General features: G+C 67.0%; 18 protein-coding genes. 3 read left to right on the top strand and 15 right to left on the bottom strand.

Translation table 11 applies throughout. The annotated features are described in order from the left end of the window. Positions 1-188: 188 nt before the first annotated feature. Complete coding sequence (locus tag BM013_RS31405) at positions 189-1,982, bottom strand: ATP-binding response regulator (RefSeq protein WP_093132444.1); 1,794 nt, start codon at positions 1,980-1,982, stop codon at positions 189-191. Between the two features lie 7 nt (positions 1,983-1,989). Continuing rightward, a complete protein-coding gene (locus tag BM013_RS31400; RefSeq protein ID WP_093132442.1) occupies positions 1,990-2,706 on the bottom strand; it encodes a LuxR C-terminal-related transcriptional regulator in 717 nt (238 codons plus the stop codon). 197 nt (positions 2,707-2,903) lie between these two features. On the opposite strand from BM013_RS31400, the gene BM013_RS31395 reads away from it, so the two are divergent. Beyond that, a complete protein-coding gene (locus tag BM013_RS31395; protein WP_093132440.1) occupies positions 2,904-3,368 on the top strand; it encodes an Mpo1 family 2-hydroxy fatty acid dioxygenase in 465 nt (154 codons plus the stop codon). A 98-nt stretch (positions 3,369-3,466) separates the two neighbouring features. Then, a complete protein-coding gene (gene rpoH / locus BM013_RS31390; RefSeq protein ID WP_093132438.1) occupies positions 3,467-4,408 on the top strand; it encodes an RNA polymerase sigma factor RpoH in 942 nt (313 codons plus the stop codon). Between the two features lie 45 nt (positions 4,409-4,453). On the opposite strand, the gene BM013_RS31385 is transcribed toward rpoH, so the two are convergent. From BM013_RS31385 to BM013_RS31360, 6 genes are read right to left on the bottom strand one after another with little or no spacing between them, the layout of a single operon-like run. Continuing rightward, on the bottom strand, positions 4,454-5,290 hold the full coding sequence (locus tag BM013_RS31385; protein WP_093132436.1) for a DNA alkylation repair protein: 837 nt from the start codon (positions 5,288-5,290) through the stop codon (positions 4,454-4,456). 13 nt (positions 5,291-5,303) lie between these two features. Continuing rightward, a complete protein-coding gene (locus tag BM013_RS31380) occupies positions 5,304-5,924 on the bottom strand; it encodes an SCO family protein (RefSeq protein WP_093132434.1) in 621 nt (206 codons plus the stop codon). Positions 5,925-5,934: 10 nt separating this feature from the next. Beyond that, on the bottom strand, positions 5,935-6,840 hold the full coding sequence (gene cyoE, locus BM013_RS31375; RefSeq protein ID WP_093132433.1) for a heme o synthase: 906 nt from the start codon (positions 6,838-6,840) through the stop codon (positions 5,935-5,937). Continuing rightward, positions 6,837-8,054, bottom strand: coding sequence for a COX15/CtaA family protein (locus BM013_RS31370; RefSeq protein WP_093132431.1), 1,218 nt, complete (start codon positions 8,052-8,054; stop codon positions 6,837-6,839). Before BM013_RS31370 ends, cyoE begins: the two co-directional genes overlap by 4 nt. 10 nt (positions 8,055-8,064) lie before the next feature. Continuing rightward, positions 8,065-8,745, bottom strand: a complete 681-nt coding sequence (locus BM013_RS31365) for an SCO family protein (protein ID WP_093132429.1) — start codon at positions 8,743-8,745, stop codon at positions 8,065-8,067. After that, positions 8,732-9,613, bottom strand: a complete 882-nt coding sequence (locus tag BM013_RS31360; RefSeq protein WP_093132427.1) for an SURF1 family protein — start codon at positions 9,611-9,613, stop codon at positions 8,732-8,734. Before BM013_RS31360 ends, BM013_RS31365 begins: the two co-directional genes overlap by 14 nt. 27 nt (positions 9,614-9,640) lie before the next feature. On the opposite strand from BM013_RS31360, the gene BM013_RS31355 reads away from it, so the two are divergent. Beyond that, a complete protein-coding gene (locus BM013_RS31355) occupies positions 9,641-9,871 on the top strand; it encodes a twin transmembrane helix small protein (protein WP_093057631.1) in 231 nt (76 codons plus the stop codon). Positions 9,872-9,945: 74 nt separating this feature from the next. On the opposite strand, the gene BM013_RS31350 is transcribed toward BM013_RS31355, so the two are convergent. The 7 genes from BM013_RS31350 to BM013_RS31325 all read right to left on the bottom strand — a co-directional run bounded on the left by BM013_RS31350 (position 9,946) and on the right by BM013_RS31325 (position 15,304). Then, on the bottom strand, positions 9,946-10,827 hold the full coding sequence (locus BM013_RS31350; protein ID WP_093132425.1) for a cytochrome c oxidase subunit 3: 882 nt from the start codon (positions 10,825-10,827) through the stop codon (positions 9,946-9,948). 66 nt (positions 10,828-10,893) lie between these two features. Further along, a complete protein-coding gene (locus BM013_RS31345; protein WP_093132423.1) occupies positions 10,894-11,106 on the bottom strand; it encodes a DUF2970 domain-containing protein in 213 nt (70 codons plus the stop codon). Beyond that, complete coding sequence (locus BM013_RS31340; RefSeq protein ID WP_093132421.1) at positions 11,103-11,729, bottom strand: cytochrome c oxidase assembly protein; 627 nt, start codon at positions 11,727-11,729, stop codon at positions 11,103-11,105. The genes BM013_RS31345 and BM013_RS31340 overlap by 4 nt, the downstream gene beginning before the upstream one ends. Positions 11,730-11,762: 33 nt before the next feature. Next, a complete protein-coding gene (locus tag BM013_RS41665) occupies positions 11,763-11,876 on the bottom strand; it encodes a cytochrome oxidase small assembly protein (RefSeq protein ID WP_019656111.1) in 114 nt (37 codons plus the stop codon). 28 nt (positions 11,877-11,904) lie between these two features. Beyond that, a complete protein-coding gene (gene ctaD, locus BM013_RS31335) occupies positions 11,905-13,545 on the bottom strand; it encodes a cytochrome c oxidase subunit I (RefSeq protein ID WP_093132419.1) in 1,641 nt (546 codons plus the stop codon). A gap of 43 nt (positions 13,546-13,588) precedes the next feature. After that, positions 13,589-14,767 carry a cytochrome c oxidase subunit II gene (gene coxB / locus BM013_RS31330; protein ID WP_093132602.1) on the bottom strand — a complete coding sequence of 393 codons (1,179 nt, stop codon included), beginning with the start codon at positions 14,765-14,767 and terminating at the stop codon, positions 13,589-13,591. A 60-nt stretch (positions 14,768-14,827) separates the two neighbouring features. Beyond that, positions 14,828-15,304: a DUF2244 domain-containing protein gene (locus BM013_RS31325; RefSeq protein WP_093132600.1), complete on the bottom strand. Its 477-nt coding sequence runs from the start codon at positions 15,302-15,304 to the stop codon at positions 14,828-14,830. Positions 15,305-15,507 lie beyond the last annotated feature (203 nt).

Raw genomic sequence — 15,507 nt, 5'->3', positions numbered from 1 at the left:
CCGGGATCGATTCGATAGTTCTGAGCGCACCGGCAGCGCCCGGAATTGCTCCGAAGTGCCAGCGCCTATCGAAGGTAAAGGCAGGCCATTGCCTTCACCAGTGCCGAAAGTCACATCATCTGACGTCTATGGCATGCATCAGCATGCAAATTAGTACAAATTGATTCAACCACTTTCCAAGACGAAATCTACCTGGCACCGAGCTCCGTCATCGCCCGCAACAGCGATTCCGCCGCCACCGGCTTGAACAGCACCGGCACGCGCGACTCGCGCACGCGCTGCAGACGGTCGGGCGAGGTCTCGCCCGTGATGAGCAGCAGCGGCGTGGCCGCGCCGTCGTCGTCGCCCTGGCTGAGGCGAAGGCCCGCGTCGAGTCCGTCGGCGCCGTCGGCCAGGCGGTAGTCGCACAGCAGCAGGTCGAAGGGCCGGCCCTCGGCCGCCGCCTGGCGCAGCGCGGCCGCGGCGGCGGCCTCGCTGTCCACGGCGTGCGCGTCGACCGCGTGGGAACGCAGCAAGCCGGTCATGGCCTCGCGGATCTCCAACTCGTCGTCCAGCAGCAGCACGCGGCCGGGCAGCGCAAGGGCCGGGTTGCGAAAGCCCGCGGGGGCGTCGGCAACGCACGGCGCGGCCATCGGCGTGCCGGCCGGCGCCCCGATGGCAGGCACCACCACCCGGAAGAAGGTGCCGCGGCCCGGCCGCGAATGCATCTGCACCGGATGCCCGAGCAGCCGCGACAGCCGCTGCACGATCGACAGCCCGATGCCCAGGCCGCGCGAACGGTCGCGGCCCGGATTGTTGACCTGGTAGAACTCCTCGAAGATCCGGCTCGACTGCTCCCGCGCAATGCCGATGCCGCTGTCGCGCACCTCGATCCACACCGTGTCGCCGCGGTCGCGCGCCGTGACGGTCACGCCGCCGCGCGCCGTGTACTTCAGCGCGTTGTCCATCAGGTTGGACAGCATGCGGTGCAGCAGCTGCGGGTCGCTGTGCACCCACAGGCCGCTGGCGCGCACGCGAAGCTGCAGTTCTTTCTGCTCGGCGCGCGCCGCGAAGGTGTGGTTGAGCGGCAGGAACAGCGCGTCGAGCTGCACCGGCTGCGGCGCGGGCGTGATCACGCCGGCGTCGAGGCGCGAGACATCGAGCATGGTGTCCAGCGACGCGCCCAGCGCGTTCACCGCGCGCATCAGGCGCTCGGCGTTGCGGCCTTCGGGGCGGCCGCGCAACTCGTTTTCCAGCGCCGCGCCGAACAGCGCAATGGCATGCAGCGGCTGGCGCAGGTCGTGGCTGGCGGTGCCGAGGAAGCGCGTCTTCTCCTCGCTGGCGCGCTCGGTGGCGGCGATCTGCTCGCCCAGCCGCACGGCCAGCGCCTCGTTCTCGAAACGCAGCATGAGCGATTCGGTCAGCAGCTTGTGCTGGCCCGTTCCCGCGTGCAGCGTAAGCAACAGGTAGGCCGCGCCGGCAGCCGCCAGGAACAGGTGCAAGCCGTCGCCCTGCCAGGCCAGCGCGGTGATCATGCCCAGCGACATCGGCATGGTGTAGCCGAACAGCGCCGGCTTCAGCGGCCACAGCGACTGCGCGGCCCGCGCGCAGCTGCCGACGATCACGGTCATCAGCAGCGAGGTCATCGGCAGGTTGTTGTGCGGCACGATGAGCCAGGGCACCACCGCCGTGACCATGCTCACCAGCGTGACCATGCGCGAGATCTTGCGGGCCCAGTACGCGCTTTCGTGCGCCGGCCGCCCGGGCGTCCAGCGCGGGGTGAAGAGCACGTAGATGTCGGCGACCAGCAGCGCGGCCAGCCAGAACAGCAGGCTCGGGTCCTTCAGCTGCGAATAGATGATCGCGCCGAACACGATCACGAAGACCATGTGGGTCAGCGTGGAGGCGATGTAGGTGCTGTAGACCGACGCGATGTTCTCGCGCAGCACCCGCTGAGCGAGCGCGATGTCGGCCGAGGGGTCGTTCTGCGCCGCGGCTGGCACGCTCGGGTCAGTGCAGCGTGCTGATCAGCTGGGCGCGCGAACGCATCCCGAACAGCAGCAGGATGGTCGATACATGGTTCTTCACCGTGCCTTCGCTCAGGTTCGCGAGCTGCGCGATTTCCTTGTTGGCCTTGCCCTCGAGCACCCACTGCAGCACCTGCATCTGGCGCGGCGTGAGCTCCTGCCAGGCGCCGGCATGGGCGAATTCGGCGTAGCCGGTGAGCGCCCTTGGCGTGGCCGGCGGCGGCAGTTCGGCCGCGCCAGCCAGGGGATCGAGCAGGCCGCAGGCGCGGATGAAGCTCACCACTTCCTTCAGGTCGGCCGATTTCGGCAGGAAGGCCGCGGCGCCCAATGCGAGCACGCCCTGCGCCAGGGTGGTGTTGCCCGTGCCCGAAAGCACCACGATGCGCGCGCCGGGGAACCGCAGGCGGAATTCGGCCAGGCCGCTCAGGCCGTGGGTGTCGGGCAGCGCCAGGTCGAGCAGCACGAGGCCGATGGCGGCCTGGTGGGTTTCGTACAAAGCAAGCGCGTCGGCGACGTTGCCGGCCTCGAAGACCTCGATGTGGGCGCCGGACGAGGCGGCCTGCGCCTGCACCAGCGCGCAGACGCCCAGGCGCAGCAGGTCGTGGTCGTCAACCACCAGGATGGCCGTGGGCGCGCGGGGAGGTGTGCCGGTCTCCGCGGCCGGTGACAGCGGTGCGGGGGCAGAGTCGATGGGTACCACGTGCGCGATCTTAGCGGGGCCACATTTTGGCGACAGTGCTGAAAGTCATGGGATCACAGATGGCTGTAGTGCTTAATGCTACTTTATTGATAGCAATTTCACATGGCATGCACGCTTGCCATCGGGCTTTTCTGGGGGCACCATGAAAGCCTCGCCCCCCGAACGGCGCCACCGGACGGCGCTCCTGGAGACTTCGAATGGCCCACACCGCCGCCGCCCCGCTCGGCACCAGCGACCGCAAGGTCGACCGCCTGCTCGCCCACTACGAGCAGAGCCACCGCCACCCGACCAACGAGCTGATCCACTTCGCGGCCATCCCCGCGATCATGCTGAGCATCGTCGGGCTGCTGTTCGCGATCCATCCGTGGGTGGCCTACGGCTTCGTGGCGGCCAGCCTGGTCTATTACGCGCTGCTGCGCGCGCCGGTCTTCCTGCTGACCATGGCGCTCCTGACCGCCGTGGCCCTGGGCCTCGTGCATGCGATGGGCGGGCTTGTATTGCCGGTTTCAGCCGCTATCTTTGTAGTGGCCTGGATCTTCCAGTTCGTGGGCCACAAGGTCGAAGGCAAGAAGCCGTCGTTCTTCGAAGACATTCAATATCTCTGGGTCGGCCCGCTGTTCGTGCTCTCCAAGCTGTTCCTAAAGCTCGGCATCCGCTGGTAGCTTTCAGCTATCCGGACGATAGGAATCCAAGGGAACCCTGGGCTTAGCACTCCCTCTAACCGAGTGCTAATATGGCCAACACAAAGGAGTTTCCCCTGATGACAACGCTGTCTGGAGTCTCTGCCAACCAGCTGGCCGTCGCCAATCCATGGTCGATGGTCCCCCCGCTGGGCAACCTGGATGCCTACATTTCGGCCGCCAACCGCCTGCCGATGCTCACGCTCGAAGAAGAGCAGGGCTTCGCACGCAAGCTGCGCGACCAGAACGACCTCGAATCCGCCGGCGCGCTCGTGCTGTCGCACCTGCGCCTCGTGGTTTCCATTTCCCGCCAGTACCTGGGCTACGGGCTGCCGCACGGCGACCTGATCCAGGAAGGCAACGTCGGTCTCATGAAGGCCGTGAAGCGTTTCGACCCCGACCAGGGCGTGCGGCTCGTGAGCTACGCCATGCACTGGATCAAGGCCGAGATTCACGAGTACATCCTGAAGAACTGGCGCATGGTCAAGGTCGCGACGACCAAGGCCCAGCGCAAGCTGTTCTTCAACCTGCGCTCGATGAAGCAGAGCTTCAAGGCCGACTCGGCCGCGGCCGACAACGGCACGCACCGCGAAACGCTGAGCCCCGACGAGGTGTCGCAGATGGCGACCCGGCTCAACGTCAAGCCAGAGGAAGTGCTCGAGATGGAAACCCGCCTGTCGGGCGGTGACGTCATGCTCGACCCGGGCCCGACCGACGACGGAGATGAAGCCTTCGGCCCCATCGCCTACCTGGCCGACGCCACGCAGGAACCGACCGCCCTGCTCGAATCGCAGCAGCGCGACCGCCTGTCCAGCGACGGCATCGCCACGGCGCTCGAAGCGCTGGACGACCGCAGCCGCCGCATCGTCGAAGAACGCTGGCTCAAGGTGAACGACGACGGTTCGGGCGGCATGACGCTGCACGACCTGGCCGCGGTGTACGGCGTGAGCGCCGAGCGCATTCGCCAGATCGAAGTGGCCGCGATGAAGAAGATGAAGAAGGCGCTCGCCGACTACGCGTAAGCCGTCGTCTTCCTCCAGCAAAAAGCCCGGCACTGCCGGGCTTTTTCATTTGGAGAGCGTTCGCATCGCCCGCTTCGCGATGTAGCGGGTTTCGGGAGCGTCCGATTCCGCCAGCCACCGCGCGCAGAGTCGGTCCACCCACTCACCCTGGCTCTTGCTCGCGTCGTTGAGCCAGTTCGCCACCGAGTTCTGCACGTAGCGGCTGGCGTCGGCGCGCAGCGGTTCGAGCAGCGGCAAGGCACGCCACGGCTCCTTCTTGAGCGCCTCGATCTGCGCGCACCACACGCCGCGCGGGCGCGTGAGTTCGCTCGCAAAGCGGCGGATGTTCGGGTCGGCGTCGGCCACCCACGGCTGCAGCAGCGCGAGCGCCTCGTCGAGCGACGCGATCACCGCGTCGCGCACCGCCATCCATGCGATCTCGCGCACGCCGAAATGCGGATCGGCGGCAAAGCGCCGCACCGCCTCCAGCTGCGCCGGCAGCGGCAGGCCCGACAGCGTGACCCACTGCGCCGCCCAGCAGCGCGCCACATCGCTCGCGTGCGTGGCCAGACTGTGGGCGACCGCATCGCGCTCGCCGTGCAGCGCCGCCAGGTCGTAGAGCGCACGCGCGATATGGCCGTGCCGCTGCATCGGCTTGAAGGCGCTCAGCATGGCCAGCGTGTCGACCAGCCGCTCGCTCTGCGCATCGAGGCCGATGTGCCCCGCCACGCTGCGCGCGAGCCGCGGCAGCTCCAGCGCCATGAATTCGTTGAGGTTGACGCTCTCGAGCAGCCCGTCGTTGAGGGCCTGCAGCACCTCGGGCGGAATCAGCGCGATGCGAAAGGCGCCCTTGCGCCCCTTCAGATGCTCGACCGAGCCGGCGACAGCCACCGCCGCGTCCATGGGCCGGTGCGCCTCAGGACGCGAGCAGCGTCTTCAGGTCCGCCACCATCGGCGCCACGCCCGCGCCATAGCGCGCGTAGAGCCGCAGCCGGCCCTGCGTGTCGTAGACGTAGCTGGCGGCCGAGTGGTCCATCGAATAGCTCGTGGGCGTCTTGCCGTCGACCTTCTTGTAGTAGACCTTGTAGTCCTTGGCGACAGCGGCCAGCTCGTCGGGCGTCGGGATCAGCGCGACGAAGCCGGGGTCGAACGCACCCATGTAGGCCTTCAGCACCTCGGGCGTGTCGCGCGCGGGGTCGACCGTGAGGAACAGCACCTGCAGCTTGTCGCCGTCCTTGCCGAGCTGCTGCTTGACCTGCGCCATCTCGGTCATGGTGGTCGGGCAGACGTCGGGGCACTGCGCATAGCCGAAGAACAGCACCACCACCTTGCCCTTGAAGTCGGCCATGGTGCGGACCTTGCCGTCGGCGTCCTTCAGCGAGAAGTCCTTGGCGTAGTCCGCGCCTGTGATGTCGACGGCATTGAAGTTCTGCCTGGTCTCGTTGCCGCAGCCCGCGAGGCCCAGGCCCAGGGCGGCGCCCATGCCCACCCAGCCGGCACCCGCGGCCATCCATCGAAGTGCGTTGCGCTTGTTCATGAAGACGTGGTCAGTGAAGGTAGTGATCGACGAGCAGCGCCAGGAACAGCACGCTCAGGTGGATCAGCGAAAAGCGGAAGGTCTTGCGCGCCAGCGTGTCCGAGTAGTTGCGCCACAGCGCGAACGCGTAGCCGGTGAAGCCCACGCTCACCGCCACGGCCACCGCCAGGTACAGCCAGCCGCTCATGCCGTAGATGAAGGGCATGAGGCAGGCCGCGAACAGGATGAAGGTGTACAGCAGCACCTGCAGCCGCGTGAACTCGTTGCCGTGCGTGACCGGCAGCATCGGCAGGCCGGCCTTGCGGTAGTCCTCCACGCGGTACAGCGCCAGCGCCCAGAAGTGCGGCGGTGTCCACAGGAAGATGATGAGGAAAAGAATCAGCGCCTCGGGGCCCACGTCGCCCGTCATGGCGGCCCAGCCCAGCACCGGCGGCATGGCACCCGATGCCCCGCCGATCACGATGTTCTGCGGCGTGGCCGGCTTCAGGATGACCGTGTAGACCACCGCATAGCCCACGAAGGTGGCGAAGGTGAGCCACATGGTGAGCGGGTTGACCGTGAACCACAGCAGCACCGAGCCCGCGGCGCACAGCAGCCCCGAGAAGGCCAGCGCCTGCATGTCGCTGAGTTCGCCGCGCGCCGTGGGGCGCCAGGCGGTGCGCTTCATCTTGGCGTCGATGCCCTTCTCGACCAGGCAATTGAACGCCGCCGCCGCACCCGCCACCAGCCAGATGCCGATGCAGGCCAGCACGGCGCGCTGCACCTCGGCCCACGACGGCAGGCCGGGCACGGCCAGCACCATGCCGATCAGCGCGCAGAACACGATCAGCTGCACCACGCGCGGCTTGGTCAGCGCGTAGAACTGGCGCAGCACATTCGCTGTGCTGGTTTGCTGAACGGGAATCGGGGTGCTCACGCGGTGGCCTTCCTTGGGTTGTTGTTGTGACCGGTTGCATTGTCACTGGCGCGCGACCTCAGGGCCGCGGCATCGCGGCGGCTCTCGCAAAGTGCCCAGGTGAGCACCACGGCCAGCGCCGCGGCGCCGCCGGTATGCAGCACGGCGGCCGCCAGTGGCCAGCCGAGCAGCACGTTGCCCAGGCCGGTGGCCAGCTGCAGCAGCGCCAGGCCCGCGAGCCAGTGCGCCTGCGGGCGCAGCGCGTCGATGCGGCGCAGGCGCCACGCCAGCACGCCGAGCGCCACGAACACCGCATAGGCCATCAGCCGGTGCGCGTAGTGGATGGCGGTGAGCGCGGAGAAATCGAGCGGCTGGCCGTCGCCGGTCACGCCCAGGTGGCGCCAGATCTCGAAGCCCTGCGCGAAGTTCATCGCGGGCCACCAGCTGTCCTGGCAGGTCGGGAACTGCGTGCACGCCAGCACCGCGTAGTTGGTGCTGACCCAGCCGCCCATCGCGATCTGCAGCACCAGCAGCACCGTGGTCGCGACGAGGCCGTTGCGCAGCGCCGGCGACACCGGCGTCGGCAGGCGGTCCGAGGCAGCCTGCCGGTAGCGGACCGCCTGGAAGCACAGCAGCGCGAGCAGAACGATGGCACCGAGCAGATGCAGCGTGACGATCGCAGGAAACAGCTTCCAGGTGACGGTCATCGCGCCGAATGCGCCCTGCAGGCTGACCCAGAACAGCGTGAACGTGGGCCACCAGGCATTGAGCGTTGCGTGATCGCGGCCATCCACCGGCGGAGCGCCCGTCCACGCACGGCGCAGCCGAACCACCCAGGTTGCTACCGCCAGGACGAAGATCAACACGCCCACGCCGGTCGCAAGATAGCGATGAACCATCTCGACCCATGCCTTGCCGTGCGTCACCGGCCCGGTCGGCTGGGCCGATTGCGCCATCGCGATCTCGTGGCGCGCGCCGGCCGGGCTGGCGTTGCCGTAGCAGCCGGGCCAGTCGGGGCAGCCGAGGCCCGAATCGGTGAGGCGCGTGAAGGCGCCGAACAGGGTCAGGTCGAAGGTGAGGAACAGCGTGAGCACGGTCAGCGCATGCAGCCGCCGCGCCGGACCGGCGCCCGCGTTGCGGCGCCACACCCACACGAGCGGGCCGAGCGCGATCAGCACGCCGGCGGCCATGAGCCAGGCGATGGGCGTCAGATCGTAGAGCGAGCTCGTGTCCATGCGGTCGGTCTCAGCGGCCCGGTTCGTCCCACGACGCCGAGGCGCGCAGCAGGCGGTCGAGGTCGCGCTTGGCGCGGCCGGCGCCGGCGGCGTCCATGCGCGCGGGGAAACGCATCATCCAGTTGCCCATCGGGTCGACCACGTAGAGGTGTTCGGCGAGGGTGTGGCCCTGCACGGGCGCGAGCCACCTGGCGAGCTGGTCGGCCGGCACGCGCAGCACGGTGGCGCCGTGCAGGCCGTTGTCCAGCCGCTCGGGCACGGGAGCGGCATCGCTCACGAGCCAGACGCGGTCCATGCGGTCCTTTTCGCGGCCCAGGCTCTCGCGCAGCTGGCGCTGCAGGTAGAGCTGCTGCTCGCACAGCGCATTGCAGGCGGCATCGGCCACCGCGACCAGCAGCCACTGGCCCTTCAGCGTGGCGACGTCGACCGGCGCGCCGTTGCGGTCGGTGGCGGTCAGCTTCGGCAGTTCGTGCTGCGGATCGATGAGCTCGCCGTACACGCTGCGGCCCTCGGGCCGGATCACGTAGTAGGTGAAGTACGAGGCAATGACCGGCGCCGCGCACATCAGCATCACGGCGATCATCTTCCAGCGCCCGGCGACCGTGCGCCGGCCCTCCCCTTCGTCGAGCGCCTGGCTGGGCGACGGCATCGAATGCACCGTCAGGCCCAGCGGCTCGTCAGAAGCGGCCATCGCGTGCGCGGCGCCTTGAGCGGCGGAGGGGTGTGATGAGTTGGAACCAGACATAGAGGATGACGACGAGGGCCGACAGGCCGAACCACTGGAATGCGTAACCGTAGTGCCTCTCCAGCCCCAGCGCCGGGGCCGGCCAGTCGCGCTGCAGGCCCTCGGAGGCCGCGCCGCTCTGCTGCAGCGACACGTCGGTGCGCAGCGGCAGCTTGGTCTCGGCGCGGAAGGCCTCCAGGTCGAGATTTTGCCGGATGGGCGAATACCCTTCGACGGCCGGTGTCGGGGCGGCCGGCGCCGCCGGGCTGGCTCCCGGAGCCGAGGCTGCGGGCGCTGGTGCCGCTGGTGCGGATGCCGCCGGGGCCGGCGCGGCTGCGGCGCTGCCCAGTTCCAGCAGATGGCTCGGCGGCGGCTCGATCAGTGCCGTGACCTCCACGATGCCGGCCGGCGTCTCGACCGCGCCGAGTTGCGTGCGGTCGACGAAATTGCGCTGGATCCAGCCGCGCTGCACCATCACCGCCTGCTCGGTGCCCTCGAGCGCGAACGGCGTCAGCACGTAGAAGCCGGGCGTGCCGTGCATCTGGCGGTTGTCGAGGTACACGGTCTGCGGCGTGAGCCAGAGGCCGCGCAGGCGCACCGGGCGGTGCATGGCGTCGGAGGCCTTGCCGAGCGCGAGGAACTCGGCCTGGGTCAGCGGCGGCTTGAGCTTCTCGGCGTCGATGCTGGCCTGCAGCGCTTCTTTCTGCGCGGCGCGCGACAGCTGCCAGCGGCCGAGCGACACGGTGGCGGCCACCGTCAGCACGGCGGCGAGGGTGATCACCCAGAAGCGGCCCGGGCGGCGCCGTTCTTCGGGGTACAGGGGTTGGGGAGTCACTGGAGTGGGCGAGGCCTGCGGCCGATAATGCGGGTCATGAAATACTTTGTCGCCCTGGTCTTCCTGGGCATCTTCGCGAGCCTCGCGTTTGCCCTGTACTTCATGCTGAAGGACGGGCGCAACGGGCGCGCCAAGAGCGGCGGCATGGCGCGCGCCCTCACCTTTCGGATCGGCCTCTCGGTGTTTTTGTTCCTCTGCATGTTGCTCGCCTGGAAACTCGGCTACATCCAGCCCACCGGACTCCCGCTCGGCAAGTAGATGGTGCTCGTTCCACGAGAACCATGAAAAAGGCGCCTTCCGGCGCCTTTTTTGTGGAATGCCGTTGGGTTCGCTCAAAGCCAGTAGACCAGCATGTAGAGGCCGAGCCAGACCACGTCGACGAAGTGCCAGTACCAGGCCGCGCCCTCGAAGCCGAAATGGCGCTCCGGCGTGAAGTGGCCCTTGCGCAGGCGCAGCGTGATGAACAGCAGCATCAGCATGCCGATGAACACGTGCAGGCCGTGGAAGCCGGTCAGCATGAAGAAGGTCGAACCGTAGGTGCCCGAGCTGAGCTTGAGGTTCAGTTCGGTGTACAGGTGGTGGTATTCGTACCCTTGCACGCCCAGGAAGATCACGCCGAGCAGCACGGTGAGCCACATGAAGCGGATGGTCTGTGCGCGGTGACCGGCACGCAGCGCGTGATGGGCGATGGTGAGCGTCACGCCCGAGCTCAGCAGCAGCGCGGTGTTGATCGTGGGCAGCCAGAACGGGCCGACCGTCTGGAACGGCTCGACGATGCCGGCCGGCGAACCGGTGGCGCCGGCCGCGATGCTGGGCCACACGGCCTTGAAGTCGGGCCACAGCAGCGCGTTGTCCAGGCTGCCGAGCGCGGGCAGCGAGTGGGTGCGGGCCCACCACAGCGCGGTGAAGAACGCGCCGAAGAACATCACTTCCGAGAAGATGAACCAGCTCATGCTCCAGCGGAACGAGAGGTCGATCTTGTGGCCGTACTGGCCGCTCTCGCTTTCGCCGATGGCGGTGCGAAACCAGACGAACAGCGTGCCGAGCCAGATCACCATGCCCACCAGCAGAGACCAGGCGCCCCACTCGTGGCCGTTGATCCATTGCGCGGCGCCCAGGATCACGAAGAACAGGCCGATCGCGGCCGAGACCGGATAGGCCGACGGTCCTGGCACGAAGTAGTAGGGCGTGGTGCCGTGGGTGGTTGAACTCATATCAGCTCCTGGCTTTCTTTCTTCTCTCGATTCAATGGATTCTGCTTGTCGCGGGTTGCTGCTTCTTCAGGCCGCCGCCACCACATGGCGCACCAGCAGCACCAGCGCGACCACGAAGACGATCACGGCCGCGAACGCCACCGCAATGATGTGCAGCGGGTTCAGCTTGCCCAGGTCTTCCTGGTAGGCGCTGTTCTTGCGAACGCCGAAGAACGACCACCCCACCGCCTTCACCGTGTCCCACAGCGAAGCCTTCGGCCGGAAGGAGGGATCGGTCACGAGCGCGGCTCATCGCTGGTGTTCACAACGGCGGCCACCGGGGCCGCTGGCGTCTTGCCGCCCACCTCGAAGAAGGTGTACGACAGCGTGATGGTCTTCACGTCCTTGGAAATCTTGGGGTCGATCACGAACGCGACCGGCCACTGCTTCTTCTCGCCCGGATCGAGCGTGTACTGGTTGAAGCAGAAGCACTCGAGCTTGTTGAAGTACGGCGCGGCCTGCTGCGGCGCGTAGCTCGGGATGGCCTGCGCGGCCATGCGGCGGTTCTGCACGTTCTGGAACTCGTACATCACCGTGTTGAGCTGGCCCGGGTGCACCTGGATGGTCCGCTCCGCGGGCTTGAAGTCCCAGAGGCCGCCGCGCACGTTGGAGTCGAACTCCACCGTGATGGTGCGGCTCAGGTCGACCTGCGTGTTGTCGGGCACGCGCACGTTCTTGCCGCCGCTGGCGCCGCCGGGCACCTCGAGCTCGGAGAGCGCGAGGATGTTGATGCCGGTCATCTCGCAGATCGCGCGGTACATCGGCACCAGCGCGTAGCCGAAGGCGAACATGCCGCAGGCGACCACGGCCAGCTTGCCGACCATGCGGACATTGGCGCGCCGGATGCGTTGGCCGAGGCTCATGCTGCTGCTCCCGTTCGTTGCGAGGGTGGCGGTTCAGCGTCCGCTGAACCAGACCATGCGCACGATGAAGCCGATGAAGAACACCACCGCGATGGAGGCCAGCGTGAGCCCCATGCGGCGATTGTTCCTTTTCTGTTCGGGTGTCATCGTGGTCGTCGTGCGGTGCGCGAAGCGATCAACCGATCACCTTGGTGGCGGTCGCGTCGAGCTTGGGCGGGTTCTCGAAGGTGTGGAACGGGGCCGGCGACGGCACTTCCCATTCGAGGCCCTCGGCACCTTCCCACGGCTGCTGCGCGGCCTTCTCGCCCTTGCCGCGCATGGTGGGCAGCACCACGAACAGGAAGAAGTAGACCTGCGCGAAGCCGAAGAAGAACGCACCGACCGACGCCACGGCGTTGAAGTCGGCGAACTGCATCGGGTAGTCGGCGTAGCGTCGCGGCATGCCGGCCAGGCCCAGGAAGTGCATCGGGAAGAAGGTCACGTTGAACGAGATCAGCGACCACCAGAAGTGCACCTTGCCGCGCGTCTCGTTGTACATCACGCCGGTCCACTTGGGCACCCAGTAGTAGAAGCCCGAGAACATGGCGAACAGCGAGCCGGCCACCAGCACGTAGTGGAAGTGGGCCACCACGTAGTAGGTGTCCTGCAGCTGCGTGTCGATGGGCGCGACGGCCAGGATCAGCCCGGTGAAGCCGCCCATCGTGAACACGAAGATGAAGCCGACCGCGAACAGCATGGGCGTCTCGAAGGTCATCGAGCCCTGCCACATGGTGGCGATCCAGTTGAAGATCTTCACGGCCGTGGGCACCGCGATCAGCATGGTCGCGTACATGAAGAACAGCTGGCCGGTGAGCGGCATGCCGGTCGTGAACATGTGGTGCGCCCACACGATGAACGACAGGATGGCGATCGACGAGGTGGCGTACACCATCGAGGCGTAGCCGAACAGGCGCTTGCGGGCGAAGGCCGGCACCACCTGGCTGATGATGCCGAAGGCCGGCAAGATCATGATGTAGACCTCGGGGTGGCCGAAGAACCAGAAGATGTGCTGGTACATCACCGGGTCGCCGCCGCCGGCGGGGTTGAAGAAGCTGGTGCCGAAGTGGCGGTCGGTCAGCGTCATGGTGATGGCGCCGGCGAGCACGGGCATCACGGCGATCAGCAGGTAGGCGGTGATGAGCCAGGTCCAGCAGAACATCGGCATCTTCATCAGCGTCATGCCGGGCGCGCGCATGTTCAGGATGGTGACGATGATGTTGATCGAGCCCATGATCGACGAGGCGCCCATGATGTGCATCGCGAAGATGCCGGCGTCCATCGAAGGGCCCATCTGCAGCGTGAGCGGCGCGTACAGCGTCCAGCCCGCGGCGGGTGCGCCGCCGGGCATGAAGAACGAACCCACCAGCATCAGCGCCGCCGGGATCAGCAGCCAGAAGCTGAAGTTGTTCATGCGCGCGAACGCCATGTCGGAGGCGCCCACCTGCAGCGGGATCATCCAGTTCGCGAAGCCCACGAAGGCCGGCATGATGGCGCCGAACACCATGATCAGGCCGTGCATGGTGGTGAACTGGTTGAAGAGCTCGGGGTTCACCAGCTGCAGGCCCGGCTGGAACAGCTCGGCGCGGATCAGCAGCGCGAGCACGCCGCCCACCATCAGCATCGTGAAGCTGAACAGCAGGTAGAGCGTGCCGATGTCCTTGTGGTTGGTCGCGAACACCCAGCGGCGCCAGCCGGTGGGCGCGTGGTGGTCGTGATGCTCGTCGTGTGCGTGGTCGCCAGGGGCTGCGTGACCGTGGGGGTCGAGGACTGCGCTCATTTCGTTGTTCCTTGCAATTTCTTCGTCGCGGGGCGCTGTCGCATCACTTGCCGCGCAGGGCGAGCACTTCGGCCGGCTGCACCAGCTGGCCAGTCTTGTTCGACCAGCTGTTCTTGGTGTACGTGGCCACGGCCGCGAGGTCGGTATCGCTCAGCTGCTTCCACGACGGCATGGCGCCGTTGTTCTGGCCGTTGAGCAGCACGTGCAGTTGCACCGAGTGGTCGGCGTCGAGCACCTTCGGGTCGCCGTCGAGCGCCTTGATCGGGCCCGCGCCCTTGCCGTTGGCTTGGTGGCAGGCGGCGCAGTTGGCGGCGTAGACCTTCTCGCCGCGCACCAGCATGTCGGGCAGCGTCCAGACCTTGGTCGGGTCGTCGAGCTTGGCGGCGGCTTCCTTGCGCTTGGTGGCCACCCAGCTCGTGTAGTCGGCGGCCGAGACCACCTTCACGTGGATCGGCATGTAGGCGTGTTCCTTGCCGCACAGTTCCTGGCACTGGCCGTAGTAGTCGCCCACGGTCTCGGCGCGGAACCAGGTGTCGCGCACGAAGCCGGGAATCGCGTCCTGCTTGAGGCCCAGCTGCGGCACGGCGAAGGCGTGGATCACGTCGTTGGCCGTGGTGATGATGCGGACCTTCTTGTTGACCGGCACGACCAGCGGGTTGTCGACCTTGAGCAGGTAGTCGTCGGGCATCACGCCCTTGGCGCCGGCATCGGACATCGCGCGCTGCGAGCTGTCCAGCGTGGAGATGAAGGCCAAGCCCTCGCCTTCGCCGTTCAGGTAGTCGTAGCCCCATTTCCACTGGTAGCCCGTGGTCTTGATCGTGAGGTCGGCGTTGGTGGTGTCCTTCTGGGCCACCAGCACCTTGGTGGCGGGCAGCGCCATCACGATCACGATGAGGAAGGGCACGATGGTCCAGATGACCTCGACCACCACCGATTCATGGAAGTTGGCCGCCTTGTGGCCGACCGACTTGCGGTGCTTCCAGATCGAATAGAACATGACCGCGAACACGGCGACGAAGATGACCGTGCACAGGATCATCATGATCGTGTGGAGCAGATGCTGCTCCTGCGCGATCTTCGTCACACCGACGGGAAGATTCAGCTGGCGCACCGAAGGGCCGCCGGGCAGATCGTTGACTGCGTGCGCCGCGCTGCTGAAAGCCGCGCCGGCCGCCAGCAACAGATTCGCCGGCCTGTACTTGTTGCGCCAAATGCTCTTCATCGTGTTCACGTTTCTTCAATTTTTCGACAAACCCAACCGTGCAGCACTGCGCGACCCCCCTCAGGCGCCGCGCAACGCCATGCGAATCTCGCGGGCCAAAGCCGCACGCAACTCCGGGCGTACATAGCGCCCCACCCTGACCGATCGACCCTGCCCCGAGACCTCGATCAGCGAGCGATCGCCGGCCTGGGGTTCGATCCGCACCTGGTGCGGAAGAAATTCAGTGCGCTCGTAGTGCCCGCCGTTCTCGAGCTCGACGACGAGGCGTCCCTCCTGCAGCGCGATCTTTTCGCCATCGGTCGCGTGCCGTGCATAAACCATGAACGCAAACCCGACAGCGGCCAGTTCGAGCCAGGCGAAAGGCAGAACCAGCGGCGCACCGTGAAGCCAGAACAGGGTGCCGGTGCCGAGCGATACCACGCACAGCGAGGCGTAGAGCCAGCCCAGCTGGCTCGGCGTCACCGAGCAGTTCCGCTTCAGGAACCAGTGGATGTTCTGGCCTGAAACGGTGGCAAATCGAAACACGGAATTCGACACGGGCGAGTTCAGCAAATCGGTGCGTCGACGGTCGCCAAACCCCTCGTACAAACAGGATTGGACACCCCTCGATCGCGGGAAAATGCCCGCGAGTTTCACGCAACGGCGGATTGTAGCGGGTAGATACCGGCGCCCGAGTGCCCTGCGGGACCCCTACGGGTCAGCCCTAGTAGGCAGAAAACGCGCTCTGCGTCAGGCGTTTT

It is taken from the genome of Variovorax sp. OK605, from assembly GCF_900115445.1.
Lineage (GTDB): Bacteria > Pseudomonadota > Gammaproteobacteria > Burkholderiales > Burkholderiaceae_C > Variovorax.
Note: the sequence above shows the minus strand (reverse complement) of the source record. Positions and strands in the feature narration are given on the sequence as shown.

What these genes read in the sequence shown, in the direction of transcription:
- BM013_RS31370 (WP_093132431.1), bottom strand. Translation starts at nt 8,054, where the DNA reads ATGGACACGAGCTCGCTCTACGATCTGACGCCCATCGCCTGGCTCATG.
- BM013_RS31355 (WP_093057631.1), top strand. Translation starts at nt 9,641, where the DNA reads ATGCGGGTCATGAAATACTTTGTCGCCCTGGTCTTCCTGGGCATCTTC.
- BM013_RS31395 (WP_093132440.1), top strand. Translation starts at nt 2,904, where the DNA reads ATGGCCCACACCGCCGCCGCCCCGCTCGGCACCAGCGACCGCAAGGTC.
- BM013_RS31380 (WP_093132434.1), bottom strand. Translation starts at nt 5,924, where the DNA reads ATGAACAAGCGCAACGCACTTCGATGGATGGCCGCGGGTGCCGGCTGG.
- BM013_RS41665 (WP_019656111.1), bottom strand. Translation starts at nt 11,876, where the DNA reads ATGACACCCGAACAGAAAAGGAACAATCGCCGCATGGGGCTCACGCTG.
- ctaD (WP_093132419.1), bottom strand. Translation starts at nt 13,545, where the DNA reads ATGAGCGCAGTCCTCGACCCCCACGGTCACGCAGCCCCTGGCGACCAC.
- BM013_RS31350 (WP_093132425.1), bottom strand. Translation starts at nt 10,827, where the DNA reads ATGAGTTCAACCACCCACGGCACCACGCCCTACTACTTCGTGCCAGGA.
- rpoH (WP_093132438.1), top strand. Translation starts at nt 3,467, where the DNA reads ATGACAACGCTGTCTGGAGTCTCTGCCAACCAGCTGGCCGTCGCCAAT.
- BM013_RS31340 (WP_093132421.1), bottom strand. Translation starts at nt 11,729, where the DNA reads ATGAGCCTCGGCCAACGCATCCGGCGCGCCAATGTCCGCATGGTCGGC.
- coxB (WP_093132602.1), bottom strand. Translation starts at nt 14,767, where the DNA reads ATGAAGAGCATTTGGCGCAACAAGTACAGGCCGGCGAATCTGTTGCTG.
- BM013_RS31365 (WP_093132429.1), bottom strand. Translation starts at nt 8,745, where the DNA reads ATGGCCGCTTCTGACGAGCCGCTGGGCCTGACGGTGCATTCGATGCCG.
- BM013_RS31385 (WP_093132436.1), bottom strand. Translation starts at nt 5,290, where the DNA reads ATGGACGCGGCGGTGGCTGTCGCCGGCTCGGTCGAGCATCTGAAGGGG.